This window comes from Agrobacterium sp. 22-223-1, assembly GCF_053522385.1.
This window is the reverse complement of record NZ_JBNWCN010000002.1, coordinates 593,061-611,024: the sequence shown is the minus strand read 5'-3', so window position 1 is coordinate 611,024 and position 17,964 is coordinate 593,061. Positions and strand designations below refer to the sequence as shown.

The 17,964-nt window shown below is 57.2% G+C and carries 17 protein-coding genes; 12 read left to right on the top strand and 5 right to left on the bottom strand.

Going from position 1 to position 17,964, the window contains the following annotated elements; translation table 11 throughout:
- The first annotated feature begins 112 nt into the window (after positions 1–112).
- From ACQZ60_RS14960 to ACQZ60_RS14930, 7 genes are all read left to right on the top strand, one after another.
- Positions 113–967, top strand: coding sequence for a branched-chain amino acid ABC transporter permease (locus ACQZ60_RS14960; protein WP_149622390.1), 855 nt, complete (start codon positions 113–115; stop codon positions 965–967).
- The gene (locus ACQZ60_RS14955; RefSeq protein WP_153315403.1) at positions 967–2,022 is read left to right on the top strand and encodes a branched-chain amino acid ABC transporter permease; all 1,056 of its coding nucleotides are present in this window, start codon (positions 967–969) and stop codon (positions 2,020–2,022) included. The genes ACQZ60_RS14960 and ACQZ60_RS14955 overlap by 1 nt, the downstream gene beginning before the upstream one ends.
- On the top strand, positions 2,019–2,774 hold the full coding sequence (locus tag ACQZ60_RS14950; protein WP_153315401.1) for an ABC transporter ATP-binding protein: 756 nt from the start codon (positions 2,019–2,021) through the stop codon (positions 2,772–2,774). The genes ACQZ60_RS14955 and ACQZ60_RS14950 overlap by 4 nt, the downstream gene beginning before the upstream one ends.
- Positions 2,767–3,477 carry an ABC transporter ATP-binding protein gene (locus ACQZ60_RS14945; protein WP_149622387.1) on the top strand — a complete coding sequence of 237 codons (711 nt, stop codon included), beginning with the start codon at positions 2,767–2,769 and terminating at the stop codon, positions 3,475–3,477. The genes ACQZ60_RS14950 and ACQZ60_RS14945 overlap by 8 nt, the downstream gene beginning before the upstream one ends.
- A gap of 40 nt (positions 3,478–3,517) precedes the next feature.
- On the top strand, positions 3,518–4,690 hold the full coding sequence (locus ACQZ60_RS14940) for an ABC transporter substrate-binding protein (protein ID WP_149622386.1): 1,173 nt from the start codon (positions 3,518–3,520) through the stop codon (positions 4,688–4,690).
- A gap of 91 nt (positions 4,691–4,781) precedes the next feature.
- A complete protein-coding gene (locus tag ACQZ60_RS14935; RefSeq protein WP_149622385.1) occupies positions 4,782–5,666 on the top strand; it encodes an NAD(P)-dependent oxidoreductase in 885 nt (294 codons plus the stop codon).
- Positions 5,663–6,865 (top strand): LysR family transcriptional regulator, encoded by a 1,203-nt coding sequence (locus ACQZ60_RS14930; RefSeq protein ID WP_149622384.1) that lies wholly within the window; start codon positions 5,663–5,665, stop codon positions 6,863–6,865. The genes ACQZ60_RS14935 and ACQZ60_RS14930 overlap by 4 nt, the downstream gene beginning before the upstream one ends.
- A gap of 25 nt (positions 6,866–6,890) precedes the next feature.
- Here ACQZ60_RS14930 and ACQZ60_RS14925 read toward each other — a convergent pair whose 3' ends face one another.
- The 4 genes from ACQZ60_RS14925 to dctA all read right to left on the bottom strand — a co-directional run bounded on the left by ACQZ60_RS14925 (position 6,891) and on the right by dctA (position 11,097).
- Positions 6,891–7,901, bottom strand: coding sequence for a Bug family tripartite tricarboxylate transporter substrate binding protein (locus ACQZ60_RS14925; RefSeq protein WP_149622383.1), 1,011 nt, complete (start codon positions 7,899–7,901; stop codon positions 6,891–6,893).
- A gap of 106 nt (positions 7,902–8,007) precedes the next feature.
- Complete coding sequence (locus ACQZ60_RS14920) at positions 8,008–9,072, bottom strand: 4-oxalomesaconate tautomerase (RefSeq protein WP_149622382.1); 1,065 nt, start codon at positions 9,070–9,072, stop codon at positions 8,008–8,010.
- Entirely contained in the window at positions 9,065–9,736 is a 672-nt protein-coding gene (locus tag ACQZ60_RS14915; RefSeq protein ID WP_149622381.1) for a 4-carboxy-4-hydroxy-2-oxoadipate aldolase/oxaloacetate decarboxylase, read from the bottom strand. Before ACQZ60_RS14915 ends, ACQZ60_RS14920 begins: the two co-directional genes overlap by 8 nt.
- Positions 9,737–9,777: 41 nt before the next feature.
- Positions 9,778–11,097 (bottom strand): C4-dicarboxylate transporter DctA, encoded by a 1,320-nt coding sequence (gene dctA, locus ACQZ60_RS14910; RefSeq protein ID WP_149622555.1) that lies wholly within the window; start codon positions 11,095–11,097, stop codon positions 9,778–9,780.
- A 319-nt stretch (positions 11,098–11,416) separates the two neighbouring features.
- On the opposite strand from dctA, the gene ACQZ60_RS14905 reads away from it, so the two are divergent.
- The 3 genes from ACQZ60_RS14905 (at position 11,417) to ACQZ60_RS14895 (ending at position 14,755) form a co-directional block, all read left to right on the top strand.
- Entirely contained in the window at positions 11,417–12,694 is a 1,278-nt protein-coding gene (locus ACQZ60_RS14905; RefSeq protein WP_236760057.1) for a LysR substrate-binding domain-containing protein, read from the top strand.
- A gap of 148 nt (positions 12,695–12,842) precedes the next feature.
- The gene (locus tag ACQZ60_RS14900) at positions 12,843–13,865 is read left to right on the top strand and encodes an amidohydrolase family protein (RefSeq protein WP_149622380.1); all 1,023 of its coding nucleotides are present in this window, start codon (positions 12,843–12,845) and stop codon (positions 13,863–13,865) included.
- Entirely contained in the window at positions 13,865–14,755 is an 891-nt protein-coding gene (locus tag ACQZ60_RS14895) for an amidohydrolase family protein (protein ID WP_149622379.1), read from the top strand. The genes ACQZ60_RS14900 and ACQZ60_RS14895 overlap by 1 nt, the downstream gene beginning before the upstream one ends.
- Positions 14,756–14,783: 28 nt before the next feature.
- Here the strand turns inward: ACQZ60_RS14895 and ACQZ60_RS14890 are convergent, their stop codons facing one another.
- Entirely contained in the window at positions 14,784–15,698 is a 915-nt protein-coding gene (locus ACQZ60_RS14890; protein WP_149622378.1) for a LysR family transcriptional regulator, read from the bottom strand.
- A 102-nt stretch (positions 15,699–15,800) separates the two neighbouring features.
- Here ACQZ60_RS14890 and ACQZ60_RS14885 point away from each other — a divergent pair, with 102 nt between their 5' ends.
- The gene (locus ACQZ60_RS14885; protein WP_174057915.1) at positions 15,801–16,451 is read left to right on the top strand and encodes a tripartite tricarboxylate transporter TctB family protein; all 651 of its coding nucleotides are present in this window, start codon (positions 15,801–15,803) and stop codon (positions 16,449–16,451) included.
- Entirely contained in the window at positions 16,444–17,949 is a 1,506-nt protein-coding gene (locus ACQZ60_RS14880; protein WP_149622376.1) for a tripartite tricarboxylate transporter permease, read from the top strand. The genes ACQZ60_RS14885 and ACQZ60_RS14880 overlap by 8 nt, the downstream gene beginning before the upstream one ends.
- Positions 17,950–17,964: the final 15 nt, after the last annotated feature.

Below are 17,964 nucleotides of genomic sequence, written 5' to 3'. Positions count from 1 at the left end.
CCAACATTGGCGTAAGCCTTGGGCCTCGAACTGGCGCCGCTCTCGCGATTGCCATGGAGAAAGTTCGAGTTTGGTGCCGCTCTGAGGAGGAGGGCATCTGTCGGGAGGAAAAATGCTGACCCTTCTATTCGATGGGCTCGCCTACGGGATGCTGCTGTTCGTATTGTCATGCGGACTGGCCGTTACCCTCGGGCTCATGAACTTTATCAATCTCGCCCACGGTGCCTTCGCCATGGCCGGCGGCTATGTCACGGTCATCCTGACCAACCGCTTGGGCGTGCCTTTTCTTTTGTCCCTGCCAGCCGCTTTCCTCGTCACCGCACTTGTGGGCGGGCTCTTGGAAAAGACGCTCTATTGCCGCCTTTACGACAAGAGTCATCTCGACCAGGTGCTGTTTTCGATCGGCATCGTATTTGTCGCCGTAGCCGGGATCGACTACGTCATGGGATCGCAGCAGCAGATCCTCAGACTGCCGGAATACCTACACGGCCGCCTGACGATATTCGGTGTCGGCATCGGCGTCTATCGCGCCTTTCTGATCGTCGTCTGCGGTATTCTTGCTGTCGCACTTCAGCTTGTTCTTGCCCGCACGCGTTTTGGCAGCCGACTGCGGGCGTCGGTTGATGACCGGCGCGTCGCCCGTGGAGTTGGCATCCGGGTCAACACGATCTTTGCCGTGACCTTCGCCGTTGGTTCCGGCCTTGCCGGCCTTGGCGGCGCGCTCGGCGCTGAGATCTTGGGCCTCGACCCAACCTTTCCGTTGAAGTTCATGGTCTATTTCCTGATCGTTGTGTCCGTCGGCGGCACATCCAGCATGACCGGCCCCCTGGTCGCCTCGATCCTTCTCGGCGTCGCCGACGTGCTCGGCAAATATTACGTCCCGTCGCTTGGCGGCTTTATCCTCTATATCGTCCTCGTCGCGGTGCTGGTCGTGCGCCCGCAGGGCCTTTTCGCAAGGGCGAACTAATGCCGCACAGCAAAACAGAAGCCCCCGTCATTCCCGCTAACATCGATGCCGGCATGCGGCGCAAAACTCGCTGGTCGCCGCTCGAGATCATCTTCTGGGTTTGCGCCGTGGCCGCATGGTTCTTAGCTCCAGGTGAGCATCTGATCCTGACCGAGATTGTCGGCTTTGCCGTCCTTGCGCTGTCGATCGACCTCGTACTCGGCTATGCCGGTATCGTGACGCTCGGCCAGGCTGCAATGTTTGGCGTTGGCGCTTATGCGAGCGGACTGTTTTCGATCTATGTCACTGGTGAACCGTTGACCGGGCTCCTGATCGCTGCCCTTGCTGGAGCGACAGTCGCTTTGCCGACAAGCCTGCTCCTTTTGCGCGGGGCGGATCTGACGCGGCTGATGGTCACGCTCGGCGTCGCCGCGGTCCTGCATGAGATCGCCAACCAGGCGAGTTGGCTGACCGGCGGCGCTGATGGACTTCAAGGGATCACGATCGAACCCTTGTTTGGACGCTTCGAGTTCGATTTTTATGGTCATACTGGCTACGCCTACAGTCTCGCCGTCCTCTTCGTTCTGTTCGTCATCGCCCGCTTCATCGTCGCCTCTCCCTTTGGTTATTCGCTGAGAGCGATCCGTGACAATCCCTTGCGCGCATCTGCAATTGGGGTTCCCGTCAAGGCGCGCCTGATTGTCGTCTATACACTCTCCGGTGCCTATGCCGGCATCGCCGGCGCGCTTTTTACCCAGACCCAGCAGTTCATCTCACTCGATGTCCTATCGTTTCAGAAATCTGCCGATGGCCTGATGGTGCTCGTGATCGGTGGGACCGGCTATCTGTATGGCGGGATCGTTGGTGCCCTGGTCTATAAACTCATCCAGGACACGCTATCGTCGCTCACGCCGCAATACTGGCAGTTTTGGCTCGGACTTCTGCTGATCGCCTTTGTCATCATCGGACGCGATCGTCCACGCCAAACCGTGGAAATACTCACCGCTAGGCTGACGCGCAGAAAACGTACCGTCGCACAGTCCCGAAACCTCAATAGCGAAGGCAAGGCGTCATGACGGCTGTCGCACTGGAAACCCGAAATCTCAACAAAACCTTCGGTGCGTTGAAAGCGACCACCGATGTCAGCTTTCGTCTCGCCAAGGGCGCTCGCCATGCACTAATCGGCCCGAACGGTGCCGGCAAGACGACCTTCATCAACCTTCTAACAGGTGTTATCCGCCCTTCGAGTGGTGATGTACTTCTTGACGGCGAGAGCGTGACGGGGCTGAACCGCGAACGCCGCGTTCATCGTGGGCTCGTGCGTACTTTCCAGATCAACCAGCTTTTTGCGGGCCTCACTGTCGTGGAAAGCCTGATGCTGGTGATCACTGAACGCGAAGGGCGCGGCTGGAACTGCTTGCGATCCGCGGCGAAGTTTGCCGGGACCGAAACGGAAGTCGCACAACTGCTGAAAGACTTCGGACTCGACACGGTGTTCGACGAGAAATGCTCCTCTCTCCCCTATGGTAAGCAGCGACTCTTGGAGATCGCACTAGCCGTCGCCTGCAAGCCGAAGGTTCTGCTGCTCGACGAACCGGCAGCCGGCGTTCCCGAGGCCGATCGCAAGGAGGTGATGGCGCGGATTGCCGCCCTTCCCAACGAGGTCTCCATTCTGTTGATCGAGCACGACATGGATCTCGTCTTCAATTTTGCCAATCGCATTTCCGTTCTCGTGGCCGGTGCGCTCTTTGCGGAGGGCTCCGTCGAGGAAATCTCGAAAGACCAGCGGGTCAAGCAAGTCTATCTTGGAGGCGCAGAGCATGGGTGAACTGCTCAGCATAACATCGCTTTCGGCCGGATACGGCAAGGCGACCGTCATCCACGGCATCGATCTTACACTCGAACGTGGCAAGGCCATGGCCCTGCTTGGGCGCAATGGCGTCGGCAAGACGACACTGCTCAACACCATGGTGGGCCTGACCCGTCACCATGGCGGAGTGATCACGCTCGACGGCCTCGATGTGACGAAGATGATGCCGGAGCGCCGCGTCGAGACGGGTCTCGGCTGGGTGCCGCAGGAACGCGGCATCTTCCGCTCGCTGACCGTCGAGGAGAACATCACGGCGGTCGCGCGACGGGGGAAATGGACGCTTGCTTCCATGTATGCGCTCTTTCCCCGGCTGGAAGAACGGCGCTCGAATTTCGGCAATCAGCTCTCAGGAGGCGAGCAACAGATGCTGTCTATCGCCCGCGCATTGGTCCTCAATCCGAAAGTCCTTCTGCTTGATGAGCCGACCGAAGGATTAGCGCCGATCATCGTCGAGGAACTTCTTGCTGCGATCAGGAAGATCGTTCGCGACGAAGGAATGGCGGCAATCATCGTAGAGCAGCATGCCCAGCAGATCCTCTCCATCACGGATGAGGCGATCATTCTTGACCGGGGCAGCGTCGCTCATGCCTGCCAAAGCTCGACGCTTGCGGCCGATCACCAGACTCTGGGTCGGTTTCTGGGGGTCGGCGCGCAAGTTTAAAAACCACAGGACAATGAAAACCAAAACACAGGAGGAGAGAATGAAACGATTGAACAAGTTCCTGACAGGCGCGATGGCCGCGGTTGCGCTGATGGCGGGGGGAGCCTCCACGCTGCACGCCGATGACAGTGTCAAGGTTGGTGTGGTCATTCCGTTGACTGGTGGTTTCCAATCAAACGGCCGCCAGATCAACGCAGCGTTGAAGGCTTATGTGGCGACCCATGGCGAGACTGCCGGCGGCAAGAAGATCGAATTCATCGTCAAGGACGATGGCAGCGTCCCGGATAACGCGCTGCGAATTTCACAGGAGCTTGTCGCCAATGACAAGGTTTCGATCCTGACCGGTTTCGGCAATACGCCGACCGCACTTTCCGTGGCGCAATTGTCCAAACGCGCAAAGGTCCCGCAGGTCATCATGGTAGCAGCGACCTCGTCGATCATGAAGGCCTCGCCATATATCCTGCGCACCTCCTGGACCATCCCTCAGGTCGCCAGCGTAATCGGCAAATGGGCGCCGGAAAACGGCGCCAAGAAATTCGTCAGCGTGGTGTCGGATTACGGTCCGGGGAAAGATGCAGAGGAATGGTTCGTGAAAGCGATCGAAGCGAATGGCGGCACGGTCGTATCGAAACTCAAGGTACCGCTGGCTAACCCGGATTTTGCCCCCTTCCTGCAGCGTGCGGCCGACGAAAAGCCTGAGGCGCTGTTCGTCTTCGTGCCAACCGGCGCAGGCGCTGCCTTCATGAAGCAGTTCGTCGAACGCGGTCTCGACAAGTCCGGCATCAAGGTCATCGCCATGGCCGACGTCACCGATGACGACATCCTCGACAGCATGGGCGACCCCGTGATCGGTGTCATCACAGGCGGACCTTACTCGACCAACCACGATTCTCCTCAGAACAAGGCCTTCGTTGAAGCTTTCAAGAAGAGCAATGACGGGATGCGCCCCAATATGGTGGCTGCCGCTGCGTGGGATTCGCTGGATCTTATCTACAAGACGCTCGACAAGACCAAGGGCGATACCAGCGGCGATAAGTTTGTCGATGCGGCCAAGGGTATGCAACTCGACAGCCCACGCGGGCCAATTTCGATCGACCCTGACACCCGCGACATCGTACAGAATATCTACATGCGCAAGGTAGAGCGCGTTGAAGGCGCGCTCTACAACACTGAGTTCAAGACCTTTGAAAAAGTGAAGGATCCGGCACAGTAAGCGCCTGATCACCTGCACAAAATAGGGGCGCGACATCGCGCGCCCCTGCACAGGACATTAGATTGGGTTGGCGCGCGGTTCGGGAGAGATCATGTTGAAAATAGCGACTTTGGGCTTCGGTGAAGCGGCTCAGGCCTTCGTCTCCGGCTGGCGAAGCGAAATCGATGCGCAAAAACTGGGCCTAGTTTCAACTTTCGATATCAAGATCGAGGACAAGGCGCAACATAATGTGCTCATCGATGCCTGCGCAAAGCTCGACGTCACCTGCGCTCAGACGCGGGCAGTAGCCTTCAAGGACAGTTCGGCGATCTTCAGCCTCGTCACGGCCGACTGCGCGTTGGAAGCGGCAAAAGCAGCCCTGCCCTTTCTTGAAGAAAACAGCCTTTATCTCGACTGCAATTCCTGTTCCCCTGCGACCAAGTCAGCCGCCGCCGCGCTGATCGAAGGCGCGGGCGCCCGATATGTCGACGTCGCTGTCATGTCTCCGGTCCATCCCGGCCGGCATCGCACGCCGCTCCTGCTTTCGGGCGAAAATGCACCGAGTGCGCTGGCTTTGCTGGCCGATCTCGGCATGAAGGCCCGGATTGCCGGCGAGAACGTCGGCGAGGCATCTTCGATCAAAATGCTTCGCTCGGTGATGATCAAGGGGCTTGAGGCGCTAACTGCAGAATGCATGCTGGCTGCTCGGCGCGCCGGCGTCGAGCAACAAGTGCTCGCCTCGCTTCAGGCGTCCGACCCCGGCATAGACTGGACCGCTCGTTCCGCATACAATCTGGAGAGAATGCTGGTCCATGGAAAACGGCGCGCCGCTGAGATGCGCGAGGTTGCGATGACGTTGAGCGAATTGAACCTGCCCAATCGCATGGCCCTTGCCACCGTGGACTGGCAAAGCCAACTTGGCGAACTCGACGCCGAAATCACCGACGCCAGCCTGACCGGGCGGGCAGATGCAATATTGAAATCCCTCCCGACGTGACCCTGGTTCAGACCGCATCGAACGTTCAACACAATCTTCGACATCTGCGGGTCTTCCTCGCGGTTGCCGACACCAATTCGGTAACCCGGGCGGCGGCGCTTTGCTATCTGTCGCAGCCCGCAGTCACCCAGGCACTTTCGAAGATCGAGCGCATTTTGAAGACGCCGCTATTCGAGCGCACGGCGCAGGGGCTTTTTCCCAATACCGAAGGCCAGGTTCTGGAGCGGCGCGTACGGCGCGCCTTCGATTTTCTCGATCCAGCCCTCACCGAGCTCAGTCCACGGCTAAAACTTATCGCAACCACATCCCAGCTTGAAGCGCTGATCGCGGTCAAGGAAGCCGGCAACTTTACGCTGGCGGCTCGTAGGCTCGGTCTGGCACAGCCCACCGTCCATCGCGCCGTAACACAATTGGAGGCAGAGGCCGCCAAGCCACTGTTCGAGCGGACATCTTACGGCATCATAGCCACGAAACAGGCTGTCAGCATTGCCGAGGCAGCAAGGCTCGCCTTTGCCGAACTTATACAGGCGGAAGTCGATCTGGCGGAAACGCGGTCGGAAGAGGTTGGCAAGATCGTTGTTGGTGCGCTACCCTTGTCGCGTTCGTATTTACTGCCAAGAGCCATCGCCGAATTTCGCAATTGGCGCAGAAAGATCACAATTCAAATTGTCGACGGACCTTACGCCGAACTTCTGGCCGGCCTGCGTCGAGGTGAGATCGATTTCCTGATCGGCGCCCTTCGCGACCCACTTCCGATTGCCGACGTTAAGCAAACATTTCTCTTCAGCGACACAATTGTGATCGTTGCCGGGAAATCTCATCCGATACTGAGAGATATGCCCGTGCGAGCTGATAGGCTCGTGGAATACCCCTGGATCGTCGGCCTGCCCGGAACGCCAATTCGTACCCAGTTCGATCGCATGTTCGAACGGTGGAACTGTCGTCCGGACAGCATCGTGGAATCGGCTTCGCTTATCCTAATGCGGGAACTGCTGCTGACAACCGATCACCTTGGATGCATCTCATACCGCCAAGCTCAAGCAGAGCTGTCGCGCGGCCTCATTTCATCCATATCGCCGGACCTTGAGCAAACGGCTCGCCCGATAGGTCTCACCACTCGAGCCAACTGGGTGCCCACCGCGCCTCAACGCCAATTTCTTGAAATTGTAGACAAGTATTCCAAAGCCGATATGGAATAGCGAGCACCCAAGCCGACCCATTTTTTCACTGCTTCGGCACACCCGCACGATTGATCACCGACGACCATTTCGCGATATCATCTGCCAGCCGCTTTCCGATTTCCTGCGGTTCGCTCGAACGTGCCTCAACGCCCAAGTCTGCAAAGCGCTTTTTTATCCCTTCGTCCGCAAGCACCTCCTTGAGGGCCCCATTGAGGACATCCAATACCTCTCGCGGCGTCCCCTTGGGCGCAAAAACAGCATTCCACGAAGTGACTTCGAAGCCCGTAACACCCGCCTCCGCGACCGTGGGAACATCTCCTGTAAGACTTGATCGCTGAGCTCCGGAAGAAGCAATCGCAATGGCGTTGTTCTGTTGCAACGCGGCCTTTAACGCCGATGGACTGTCAATGATCATGTCGAGTTCGCCTCCCAACAATGCGACTTGGAGGTCAGGAGTGGCCTTGTAAGGAACGATTGTGAAATCTATCCCGGCGGATGATTTGAATAGTTCAGCCGCGAGGTTCTGGCTGCTGCCTGTGTTGATCGTCCCAACGTTCAACGCGCCCGGATCTGCCTTTGCGGCATCCAGAACATCCTTCAGCGAGTTGAACTTGCTACCCGCCTTGGTGACGAAAACGAAATCGAAGTAAGCAAGGCTGGAAACCGGTACGAACTCGGCAACTGGATCGAAGGGTAACTTTTTAAACAGCGGCACGCTGATCGCCGTTCCGTTCGAAAAAAGGGCAAGCGTGTAGCCATCCGGCTCAGCATTGAGAACGGCACGTGCCGCGGACGCTCCACCAGCTCCAGGCTGGTTCATGATTATGATCTGACGTCCGAGCTTTTTGCCGAGTGCATCCGACACGATGCGCGCAGTTATGTCGGCGATCCCTCCAGGACCAAAAGGCAAAACGAGGGTGATCTCTCGCTCCGGGTAACTTTGTGCCGCAGCAAAGTTAGGAAACACACCTGCCAACGCAAATGCTCCAACCGCCATGGTGAACCTCCTAGCTTTACAAAAACCACCAGCGATCTTACGAACGAACAGTCTCATGTCTTCTCCTCCCATTTAAGCCGCAGGGCAGCTTGGTTTTTGGATGATCCTGGATAGCGCTCACCGCCGAGGCTCCTCTTCCATCGGTGATGAGCGGTTGTGATCGTCAGTCCATCGGTGCAGGAAACACTAACCCGTCGAAAAGCTTGCGCGCCGTTCGCACGGTGCCAGCCGCTTTGATCTTTCCGTCAGCATCGATGTCGAGAAATACCTCCATGGCGCCGGTGGGATGCTCGATCCTGTAACGGCCATTGTCTGGTTTCGTGACGAGTTCCGCAGCCGGACTCTTGGCTAGCTGCGTTGCAGTGGCGACGGTCACGGCTGCCAGAACGCCAACCGACGCATGGACGCGATGGGGAATGAAGCTGCGGGTGGAGATTGCTCCACCATCGAACGCTTTTGAGACCAAAGTCATCTTTGGAACCGAAGCAGCTGTGACGTCCCCGAGGTTCATCATAGGCCCGGCTTTCAATCGGATCGTTTCGATACGCTGCTTCAGTTCCGCATCGGCTTCAATTTGTTCGCGCGTCTCCGAGCCGCTCAGGCCGAAATCCGAGGCGCGCATCACGACGCATGGCATGCCGTTGTCTATGAGGGTTGCAGAGATGCCATCAATAACATCCGCTTCATTACCGGTGGGCAGCAATGATCCACACATCGATCCAGCAATGTTCTCGAATAATAGCGGCACAGCCGCGTGGCGACCCGGTACGCCGGCGATTTCGGTTTCGCCTCGATAGTCCACGCGCTGACCAGGGGTAGAGACCTTCGCCACAGCCACCTCCCCTGAGTTGACCATGTGGATGCGGACTTCGGTGACCCCGTCTGTTGCCGTGACGAGCCCGCGTTCGATCGCGGCGGGGCCAACCCCCGCCAAGATGTTCCCGCATCCTTGCGCATCGCTCACCAGAGCCTGGTCGACAAAAACCTGCAGAAATAGGTAGTCGACATCCGCATCATTGCGCGTCGAAGGTGAAAGAACTGCGACCTTCGACGTGAGTGGATCGGCGCCGCCTATACCATCGATCTGGCGCGGGTCCGGCGATCCCATGATGGCGAGCAGCAATGCATCGCGCGCGCGCGGCTCACCGGGTATATGTTGCCCGAGGAAATATGCCCCTTTGGATGTGCCGCCGCGCATCCAAAGGCACGGAATGCCTTCTTCAAACATATTTGAGACCCTTCTGCTCAAGCATCGGGCGCATATGGTAGATATCCAGGCCGAGTTCTCCGGCAGCAAGCTTGGTGCGCTTGGCGTCTTCGTTCGCAAGCCGCTTTTCCGCAGCGGCGAGTACGGTTGACGCCTCGATGCGCTTGACAACGCATACGCCGTCATCATCGGCGACGATAACGTCCCCGGCCTCTATATGTGCACCGGCACAGACAATCGGCACGTTGACGGAGCCCAACGTCTCCTTCACCGTCCCCTGCGCGGAGATTGCCTTGGACCAAACCGGAAAACCCATTGCCGTCAGGTCGCGGATATCACGTACGCCCGCGTCGATGACCAAGCCCTTGCAGCCGCGGGCCATTGCCGAGGTCGCCAGAAGATCGCCGAAATAACCGTTGTCGCAGGGGGAGGTTGGCGCCAACACAAGGATGTCCCCGTCCTTCAACTGTTCAATTGCAACATGCAGCATCCAGTTGTCGCCAGGAGGCGAGGAAATGGTGACCGCCGACCCAGCGACCTGACCACCGGCATAGATCGGGCGCATGTAGCTCGCCAACATTCCCTTCCGGCCCTGTGCCTCATGCACCGTAGCGACACCAGCCGCGCCAAGACGCCTGATGATGTCGGCTTCGACCCGCTCGATATTTTGAACAACGATACCCATTTCAATAAGTCCTTTTACCTATGAGAAAGTCTGCGAGAGGTTCACGCGGCAACAACGCCTTGAGCGCGTCTTAAGCGAACATTGCCAACCGTCTCTGCCAGCATCTTTTCATCGAGCTTGCCTTCCCATTTGGCGATGACAATCGATGCCAGGGAATTGCCGATGAGGTTCACGAAAGTCAGCCCTTCGGCCAGAATGCGGTGAATGCCGAGGATCAGAGCGATGCTCGCGACAGGGATGGCGCCGGTCGTGTTGAGCGTGGCTGCAAGAACGACAAATGCCGCACCCGCAACGCCCGCAGCCCCCTTCGATGTCAGGAGAAGCACGCCGATTAGGCTCAATTCATGCCAGATGGTGAGAGGCGTGTTCGTTGCCTGGGCGAGAAACACCGCGACCGTCGTGAGATAGAGGCACGTCCCGTCGAGATTGAACGAATAGCCTGCCGGAATGACAAACCCGACGACGGATTCCTCGCAACCAGCCTTACCCATTTTCTGGATGAGCCGCGGGAGCACCGTCTCGGTCGACGTGGTGGCTGCGACAATGATGATTTCATCCCACAGATAGCTGAACAACCGGAACAGACTGACACCGCACCAGTGCGCAATCATCCCGAAAACGATTGCGGTAAAGAGCGCACAGACCGCAAAAAACTCGATAATCAGCGAACCCAGCGACCAGAGTGAGGACGTACCAAACTGCCCGATGGTGAATGCGATGGCTCCAAATGCGCCGAGCGGCGCGAAATACATGATGTAGCCGATGATCTTGAAGAAGCCCTGCGACGCGCTCTCGATGACATGAAAGACCGGACGGCCGCGCTCGCCGATGGAAGCCAGGGCAATACCGAAGAGGACGGAGATGAACAGTACCTGGAGGACGTGCCCTTCCGTGAAGGCGCTAACGAAACTGTCAGGAATGATACCCATGAAATAGGCGGTCATTGACTGATCATGCGCCGTTGCGACATACGATTTGATCGATGATGCATCAAGCGTCGTCGGATCGATGTTCATGCCTGCACCGGGCTTCCATAGATTGACGGCAACAAGGCCGAAAACCAGGGCAAGTGTGGTAATGACTTCAAAATAGAAGATCGACTTCAAAGCAACCCGGCCAACGCTCTTCATGTCGTTCATGCCGGCGATGCCGTGAACAACGGTGACGAAGATGATCGGCCCGATCATCATTCGGATCATCTTGATGAAAGCATCGCCGAACGGCTTCATCGCAATCGCTATTTCCGGTGCGAAATGGCCGAGCAGGATGCCGATCACCGTGCCGGCGAGAACCTGAAACCAGAGCTGCCCTAAAATGCCAAACCGGCTGCTTTCGCCGACCTTGCCCGGCCTTGTCGGCACAGGACTGCTTATTCCTGAATAAGTCACGCGATATTCTCCTCCCGAAACCTCAGCTCCGACCCCGACAGGGTCTCGGATTGCGGTCCCGGCACATAATTGGCGCTATGCCACTCCCCGGACATCAAGCACGCGCTTGTGCTCGCTCGATATCCGAACTCCATGGAGATGAAGGGAAAGCAACCCGGCCCGCTCCAGCGATCCCGTTGCAAGGCCAGACACAGAGGTCACCTTTCCCGTTGGGCTTTGTAGAAGACCTCCTCTTCAACCTCCGACCCAAATTAAGGGACAAAGCGCCTGAAAAGGCAAAATGGATTTGCGCATGGCCCATAAGTTCTGGTTAAGTATCGATATGACCTTGCAGCGTGAGATCAACTTTCGTCACTTCGAAGCCGTCGCGATTGCCGGCCGTTTAGGTAGCATCAGCAGCGCCGCAAACGCGATGAACCTATCGCAGCCGGCCGTGACCCAGGCAGTGGCCAAGGTGGAAGCTCAGCTTGGGCATATTCTTCTTGAACGACAGCCCGGCGGTGTGGTCATGACCCAGGCGGGCCACCTCATGACGCAGCGAATAGAGCGGGCGCTCGCCTACATTATCAGAGGCGGACAGGGAGTTCGTCGCTCAGCCCGCTTGCCTGCATTGCCGAATATCGAACGTCGCATCACGTTCGGACAGTTGCGCGCACTCACCGCTGTCGATCAGGCAGGCAGCTTTGCGTTGGCGTCAAAGATGACCGCACTATCAGAGCCTGCCTTGCATCGATCGTCCCGAGAGCTCGAGCAGCTTCTTGGCGTATTGCTTCTCACGCGACATGGGCGGACAGTTCAGCCAACCCACGCGGCCTCACATCTCTTACGCTTTGCACGCCTGGCGCTTGCCGAAATTGAAGCCGGTTTCGATGAACTGGCGGCGCTTCATCGTGATGGTGCTGGCCGACTGACGATCGGAACATTACCCATGGCGCAGACGATCTTGCTCCCACGGGCTCTCGCTCGTTTTTCCAGTGCCAATCCAGCTGCCAGTATCGCCGTCGTTGAAGGGCCGTACGCAGACCTGCTCGTCAATCTTCGCAATGGCCAAATGGATGTGCTGATTGGTGCCGTTCGTGATCCCTCACCCGTGAAGGACGTGGTGCAAGAGGAATTGTTTGACGATGACTTGGTCATCGTTGCACGCAAGGAACACCCTCTGGCCCGGCGCAAAGAGGTCGACTTTACGAGCCTGAGAGATTTCCCGTGGATCACTGCATCCAGCGGGGCGCCAATGCGCTTGAAATGGGAATCGATATTCACGGAGCATGGTATTGACCCGCCGCCGATGCGGATCGAAAGCAATTCGGTCACGATCAGTCGCGGCTTGATGCTCAACGATGACTGGCTAACGTTGATGTCGCGAGACCAGTTCGTTGTTGAAAGGCTTGCCGGCCTTCTCGTCGAAATCCCCAGCGCTTTCTCTTCACAGCGGAAGATTGGCCTGACGTTCCGCAGCGACTGGCAACCGACCCGTCTACAAGCCGCATTCGTAGCAGAATTCCGCCGAGCTTGTGTTGACTGGACTTCAGAAAAACGAATGGAGAGTAACTCATTCCGATACGGCTGATATCGGCTTGCCAGCTATAACGCAATGAGCCGGGAGGAGAACCGCTCACCAAGTCTGATCACGTTCCAAACTCCTTCCGCTTGTCATGGATGCGGCCGCAGCTTCGCGCTTTCAGGACGCTTAAAAATACAGGAGGAACCCGGACGTCATGATTATCGATTGCCACGGCCACTACACAACTGCACCCGCCGCTCATTCTCAATGGCGTGGTCGTCAGGAAGACGCGATCAAAAGCGGTGGCGATATCAATCCAGCTTATCCCGAAATTTCCGACGACGAGATCCGTGAGACGATCGAGGCCAACCAGTTGCGGCTCTTGCGCGAGCGCGGCGCCGACATGACGATCTTTTCACCACGCGCTTCGGCGATGGCGCCCCACGTCGGCGACCAGCCTGCGGCAAAAGTATGGGCACGGCGTTCCAACGATCTGATCAAGCGCGTTGTCGACCTCTATCCGGAGACATTCGTCGGTGTTTGCCAACTGCCGCAGACACCCGGCATCTCCGTTTCCACCTCGATCGAAGAGCTGGAACGCTGCGTTTCGGAACTGGGATTTGTCGGCTGCAATCTAAACCCCGATCCGTCTGGCGGACGTTTCGATGCACCGCCTCTGACGGACAAGGCCTGGTATCCGTTCTTCGAGAAAATGGTCGAGCTCGATGTCCCGGCGATGATCCATGTCTCCGGGAGTTGCAATTGCGCCATGCATGCCACCGGCGCCTACTATATTGCCGCGGACACGATTGCCTTCATGCAATTCCTAGAGGGTGACTTGTTCAAGGACTTTCCGGATCTGCGCTTCATAATTCCCCACGGCGGTGGCGCTGTCCCCTATCACTGGGGGCGTTATCGCGGACTGGCGGACATGCTGAAACGGCCACCGCTCGACGAGCACGTCATGAAAAACGTGTTCTTCGATACCTGCGTCTATCATCAGCCCGGCATCGACTTGCTGTTCGAGGTCATAGACGTCGACAACATCCTGTTCGGCTCGGAAATGGTGGGCGCTGTCCGCGGAATCGACCCGCAGACCGGCCATTATTTCGATGACACCAAACGCTATGTCGATGCTCTCGATATTTCGGATGCCGACAAGAAAAAGGTGTTCGAACTGAATGCCCGTCGCGTCTATCCGCGTCTCGACGCACAACTGAAGGTAAGGGGATTGTAATGACGACATTCACGATGGACCCGAACTGGTTATGTTTCGATCCTGATCCCAGCAAACCGCGCTATCGTCCGCCGGCCGGCGCAGTCGACGCGCATTGTCATGTCTTCGGCCCGGGCAACGCTTTTCCATATGCAGATGAGCGTAAATATACGCCTTGCGATGCCGGTAAGGACAAATTATTCGCGTTGCGCGACTATCTAGGTTTCGACCGCAACGTCATCGTACAGGCAACCTGCCATGGCGCAGACAACCGTGCGCTTGTCGATGCACTGCAAGCCTCCAACGGCAAGGCACGCGGCGTGGCGACCGTACGCGACACAGTTTCCGACGATGAGCTTTCGCAACTGAACGAAGCCGGAGTCCGGGGCGTACGCTTCAATTTTGTCCGCCGCCTCGTAGATCCCAAATCGGACGCCTATTACCGCACCATTATCGACCGCATCGCACCGTTGGGCTGGCATGTCGTCATCTATTTCGAAGCAGCAGACCTTGAGGAAAGATGGAAGTTCTTCACCTCGCTGCCGACGACTGTCGTGGTCGACCACATGGGAAGACCGGACGTCAGCAAGCCTGTCGACGGTCCGGAATTCGGCCGCTTCGTGAAATTGATGGCGGAATACGAAAACGTCGTCAGCAAGGTCAGTTGCCCGGAGCGTCTGTCAAAAACGGGAGCACCAGGCTACGACGACGTCGTTCCCTTCGCCCGTATGCTGGTCGAACGTTTTCCCGATCGCGTGCTCTGGGGCACGGACTGGCCTCATCCCAACATGACCACTCACATGCCGGACGACGGTCACCTGGTTGACATCATCCCGCGCATAGCGCCGACTGCCGAACTTCAGAAAAAGCTTCTCGTCGAGAACCCGATGCGCATCTATTGGAACGACTAACGAGCAGCTCGAGCGATCGTCGAGCAATTTATGCGTCTCCCACATAGCCGAAAGACTGCCGGATAAGATTTCGTAGTCTTTCCGCATTGGCGGACAGCGAACCGCTCTTACGGGTGATGATGCCGATTTCGCGGGAGACGTTCGGCTCGGTAAGGACCTGGAGCGATAGCGCGGTGTCGGCTGTTGCATCAAAAGCCATGCGAGGAACCACAGCTAACGCCGTTCCTGCCCGCGCCATCGCAATCGCTGTTTGAAGATGTTGTGCCTCGAATTGCCACGACAAGTCGAAATCGGAGCCGGCCAGCGCATCGTCGATGATGAGGCGGTTTCCGGAATGCTGAGAGACACGGATAAGCGGGAAACCCTCCAAGTCACGCCACTTTACCGCCATGGGCTGAGCCAAGGCATGATCAGAAGGAGCTACAAGAACAAAAGGATCTTCGACAAGGACCTCAGCATCAAAGTCCCAACGGTTGGTGGTGATGATGGTAATGCCGAACTCGATGAGACCTTTTGCGAGCAAGTCTGAGATCTCCGCTGCTGACTTGTCGAAGATGTGGACGACAACGTCAGGATTGGCAGCGCTGAAACTCTTCAAAATCTCGGGAAGCCGGCCGGCGGCGAATGTCGGGAGGCAACCGATTGCAATTCGTTCGCGGCGCGCGTTCCCAGATAGCTTCAAGTCGTCGATCGTTGCCGCTAGGACAGCAAGCATCTCCTTGACCTTGGGAAGCAGTTCCAGCCCCGCCTGGGTAAGGCTTACCTCCTTGCTACTACGCATGAACAGCTTCTGGCCGACCTCGTCTTCAAGCTTTCGAATACGGTGGCTTATCGCCGTATGAGACAAATGAAGGTGTTGTGCTGCTTCGCGAAAGCTACCTCGATCGGCGATCGCCACGAACGCCTGAAGGCCAAGAAAATCCATGCGCGAAACAATGCTCATCTCTACACTCCTAATGAATCTAGATCATCTGATGGTTCATTAAATTCGTTTGTTTCATCGGGAAAAATGCACGATCTATCAGAGTATGCAAGGGAGGTGCATATGACTTTAGGGAGAAAAGCGACTCCGTCGCTCAATGAAAACGTATTTGCGGGCGCATTTCTGATCGCACTCGGATGTTTTGCGATCTGGCTCACAAGCGATTTGAGCCAGGGCAACTTGTCGTCGATGGGCGCGGGCTTCTTGCCTCGATACCTTGGAATGGCGATCAGCGTCCTCGGTGCAGTGCTTTTCGCTGCGGGCCTGCGATCCCCCGCGAGCGGCTTTGGCCGTACAAACTGGCGAGGGCTCGCATTGGTCTCACTCTCTGTGGCGGTCTTTGCGTTGACCATCCGCCCATTCGACCTTGGTCTCGTCACGACCCCGGGTCTCGGCATGCTCATTGCCGGCCCAACAACGGTGCTTATCGCCGGCTATGCATCGCCTGAGACAAATCTTCGCGAACTGCTCATAATCGCTTTTTCACTGACGGCATTCAGCATCCTGCTGTTTGCGGACGTCTTGAACCTCCCGCTTCCGGTCTTCCCAAAGATTCTGAACGTCGTGTTGTCAGGGATCTCGGCGAAGCTGGTGCTGAGGGTTACGACTGGTCTTTTGGTAGTTCTCGCCATAACAGCGCACATCTCCTCCAATGTCGTATCAGCAAAAGCGGACGGGACAGCATCGAAAAAAGCGGAGGCGAACAATGCCTGACCTATTCGCTAATCTCGCCTTTGGGTTCTCAATCGCCTTCACCCCAGTCAACCTTGGCTTAGCATTCATCGGATGTCTTGTTGGCACCCTGATTGGTGTCTTGCCAGGCGTTGGCCCTATCGCCACTATAGCCATGCTGCTGCCAATTACATTCGGCATCGATCCGACCGGTGCCCTGATCATGTTAGCAGGCATCTATTACGGTGCCCAATACGGCGGATCCACAACAGCAATCCTCGTCAACATTCCAGGTGAAGCCTCATCAGTCGTGACGGCGCTTGATGGACATCAGATGGCGAAGCAGGGCAGAGCTGGCGTCGCCCTCGGCGTCGCCGCAATCGGATCGTTCATTGCCGGTACGGTCGCGACAATTGTCATCGCGGCCTTGAGCGGTCCACTTACCGGTATAGCCCTGATGTTCGGCGCTCCGGAATATTTTGCACTGGTTGTGATGGGGCTAATTTTCGCTGTCGTTCTGGCAAGAGGGTCCGTCATCAAGGCTGTCGCCATGATCCTGGTCGGCATCCTGCTTTCGACGGTGGGGACAGACCTTGAGACCGGCGAAGAACGGATGACGTTCGGATTGCCGTTCCTGGCAGACGGCATTGATTTCTCGGTCCTCGCCATGGGATTATTTGGCATATCCGAAGTTCTTAGGAACCTCGACGCGCCAGAAACACGCGATACCGTGAAAAAGGCGATCGGGCGTTTGCTACCGAACAGGAGCGACGTCAAAGCATCCAGTTGGCCGGTCCTTCGTGGCACCGTGATTGGAGCTATTCTCGGTATCTTGCCAGGAAGCGGGGCGATCCTAGGTCCCTTCGCTTCTTACACATTGGAAAAGAAGATATCCAAGACGCCCGATCGCTTCGGAAATGGAGCCATCGAAGGTGTCGCGGGGCCAGAATCAGCCAACAATGCCGGGGCACAGACATCGTTCATACCGCTTCTGACACTGGGTATCCCCTCTAACGCAGTTATGGCGCTGATGGTGGGTGCGATGACCATTCATGGCATCGTGCCAGGTCCGCAGGTCATGACGAAGAGCCCTGACCTATTCTGGGGAATGATTGCGTCCATGTGGATCGGCAACCTGATGCTGCTTGTGATCAATCTCCCAATGGTTGGGATCTGGGTCAGGCTTTTGACGGTCCCGTACCGGTTGATGTTCCCGGCGATATTGCTGTTTTGCTGTATTGGCATTTACACGATCAGCTCAATGCCGACCGACGTGCTATTCATCGGCTTCTTCGGCCTGCTCGGATACGCATTGACGCGGCTCGGGTTCGAACCCGCCCCGCTGCTTCTCGGCTTTGTGCTGGGAGATCTCATCGAGGAGAACTTCCGGCGGGCGCTGCTGATCTCCCATGGTTCGCTAGCTACGCTAGTAGAAAGCTCGATCAGTATCTCATTGCTTTTGCTCGCAGCAGTGACACTCGTTCTCGCCCTTTTACCGAGCATTCGGCGCGGGCGCGATGAGGTTTTCGCGGACGACTAACAAAAACCACGCATC

What these genes read in the sequence shown, in the direction of transcription:
- ACQZ60_RS14925 (WP_149622383.1), bottom strand. Translation starts at nt 7,901, where the DNA reads ATGAGACTGTTCGTTCGTAAGATCGCTGGTGGTTTTTGTAAAGCTAGG.
- ACQZ60_RS14900 (WP_149622380.1), top strand. Translation starts at nt 12,843, where the DNA reads ATGATTATCGATTGCCACGGCCACTACACAACTGCACCCGCCGCTCAT.
- ACQZ60_RS14890 (WP_149622378.1), bottom strand. Translation starts at nt 15,698, where the DNA reads ATGAGCATTGTTTCGCGCATGGATTTTCTTGGCCTTCAGGCGTTCGTG.
- ACQZ60_RS14885 (WP_174057915.1), top strand. Translation starts at nt 15,801, where the DNA reads ATGACTTTAGGGAGAAAAGCGACTCCGTCGCTCAATGAAAACGTATTT.
- ACQZ60_RS14905 (WP_236760057.1), top strand. Translation starts at nt 11,417, where the DNA reads ATGGCCCATAAGTTCTGGTTAAGTATCGATATGACCTTGCAGCGTGAG.
- ACQZ60_RS14895 (WP_149622379.1), top strand. Translation starts at nt 13,865, where the DNA reads ATGACGACATTCACGATGGACCCGAACTGGTTATGTTTCGATCCTGAT.
- ACQZ60_RS14960 (WP_149622390.1), top strand. Translation starts at nt 113, where the DNA reads ATGCTGACCCTTCTATTCGATGGGCTCGCCTACGGGATGCTGCTGTTC.
- ACQZ60_RS14880 (WP_149622376.1), top strand. Translation starts at nt 16,444, where the DNA reads ATGCCTGACCTATTCGCTAATCTCGCCTTTGGGTTCTCAATCGCCTTC.
- ACQZ60_RS14915 (WP_149622381.1), bottom strand. Translation starts at nt 9,736, where the DNA reads ATGGGTATCGTTGTTCAAAATATCGAGCGGGTCGAAGCCGACATCATC.
- ACQZ60_RS14945 (WP_149622387.1), top strand. Translation starts at nt 2,767, where the DNA reads ATGGGTGAACTGCTCAGCATAACATCGCTTTCGGCCGGATACGGCAAG.
- ACQZ60_RS14955 (WP_153315403.1), top strand. Translation starts at nt 967, where the DNA reads ATGCCGCACAGCAAAACAGAAGCCCCCGTCATTCCCGCTAACATCGAT.
- ACQZ60_RS14935 (WP_149622385.1), top strand. Translation starts at nt 4,782, where the DNA reads ATGTTGAAAATAGCGACTTTGGGCTTCGGTGAAGCGGCTCAGGCCTTC.
- ACQZ60_RS14950 (WP_153315401.1), top strand. Translation starts at nt 2,019, where the DNA reads ATGACGGCTGTCGCACTGGAAACCCGAAATCTCAACAAAACCTTCGGT.
- ACQZ60_RS14920 (WP_149622382.1), bottom strand. Translation starts at nt 9,072, where the DNA reads ATGTTTGAAGAAGGCATTCCGTGCCTTTGGATGCGCGGCGGCACATCC.
- ACQZ60_RS14940 (WP_149622386.1), top strand. Translation starts at nt 3,518, where the DNA reads ATGAAACGATTGAACAAGTTCCTGACAGGCGCGATGGCCGCGGTTGCG.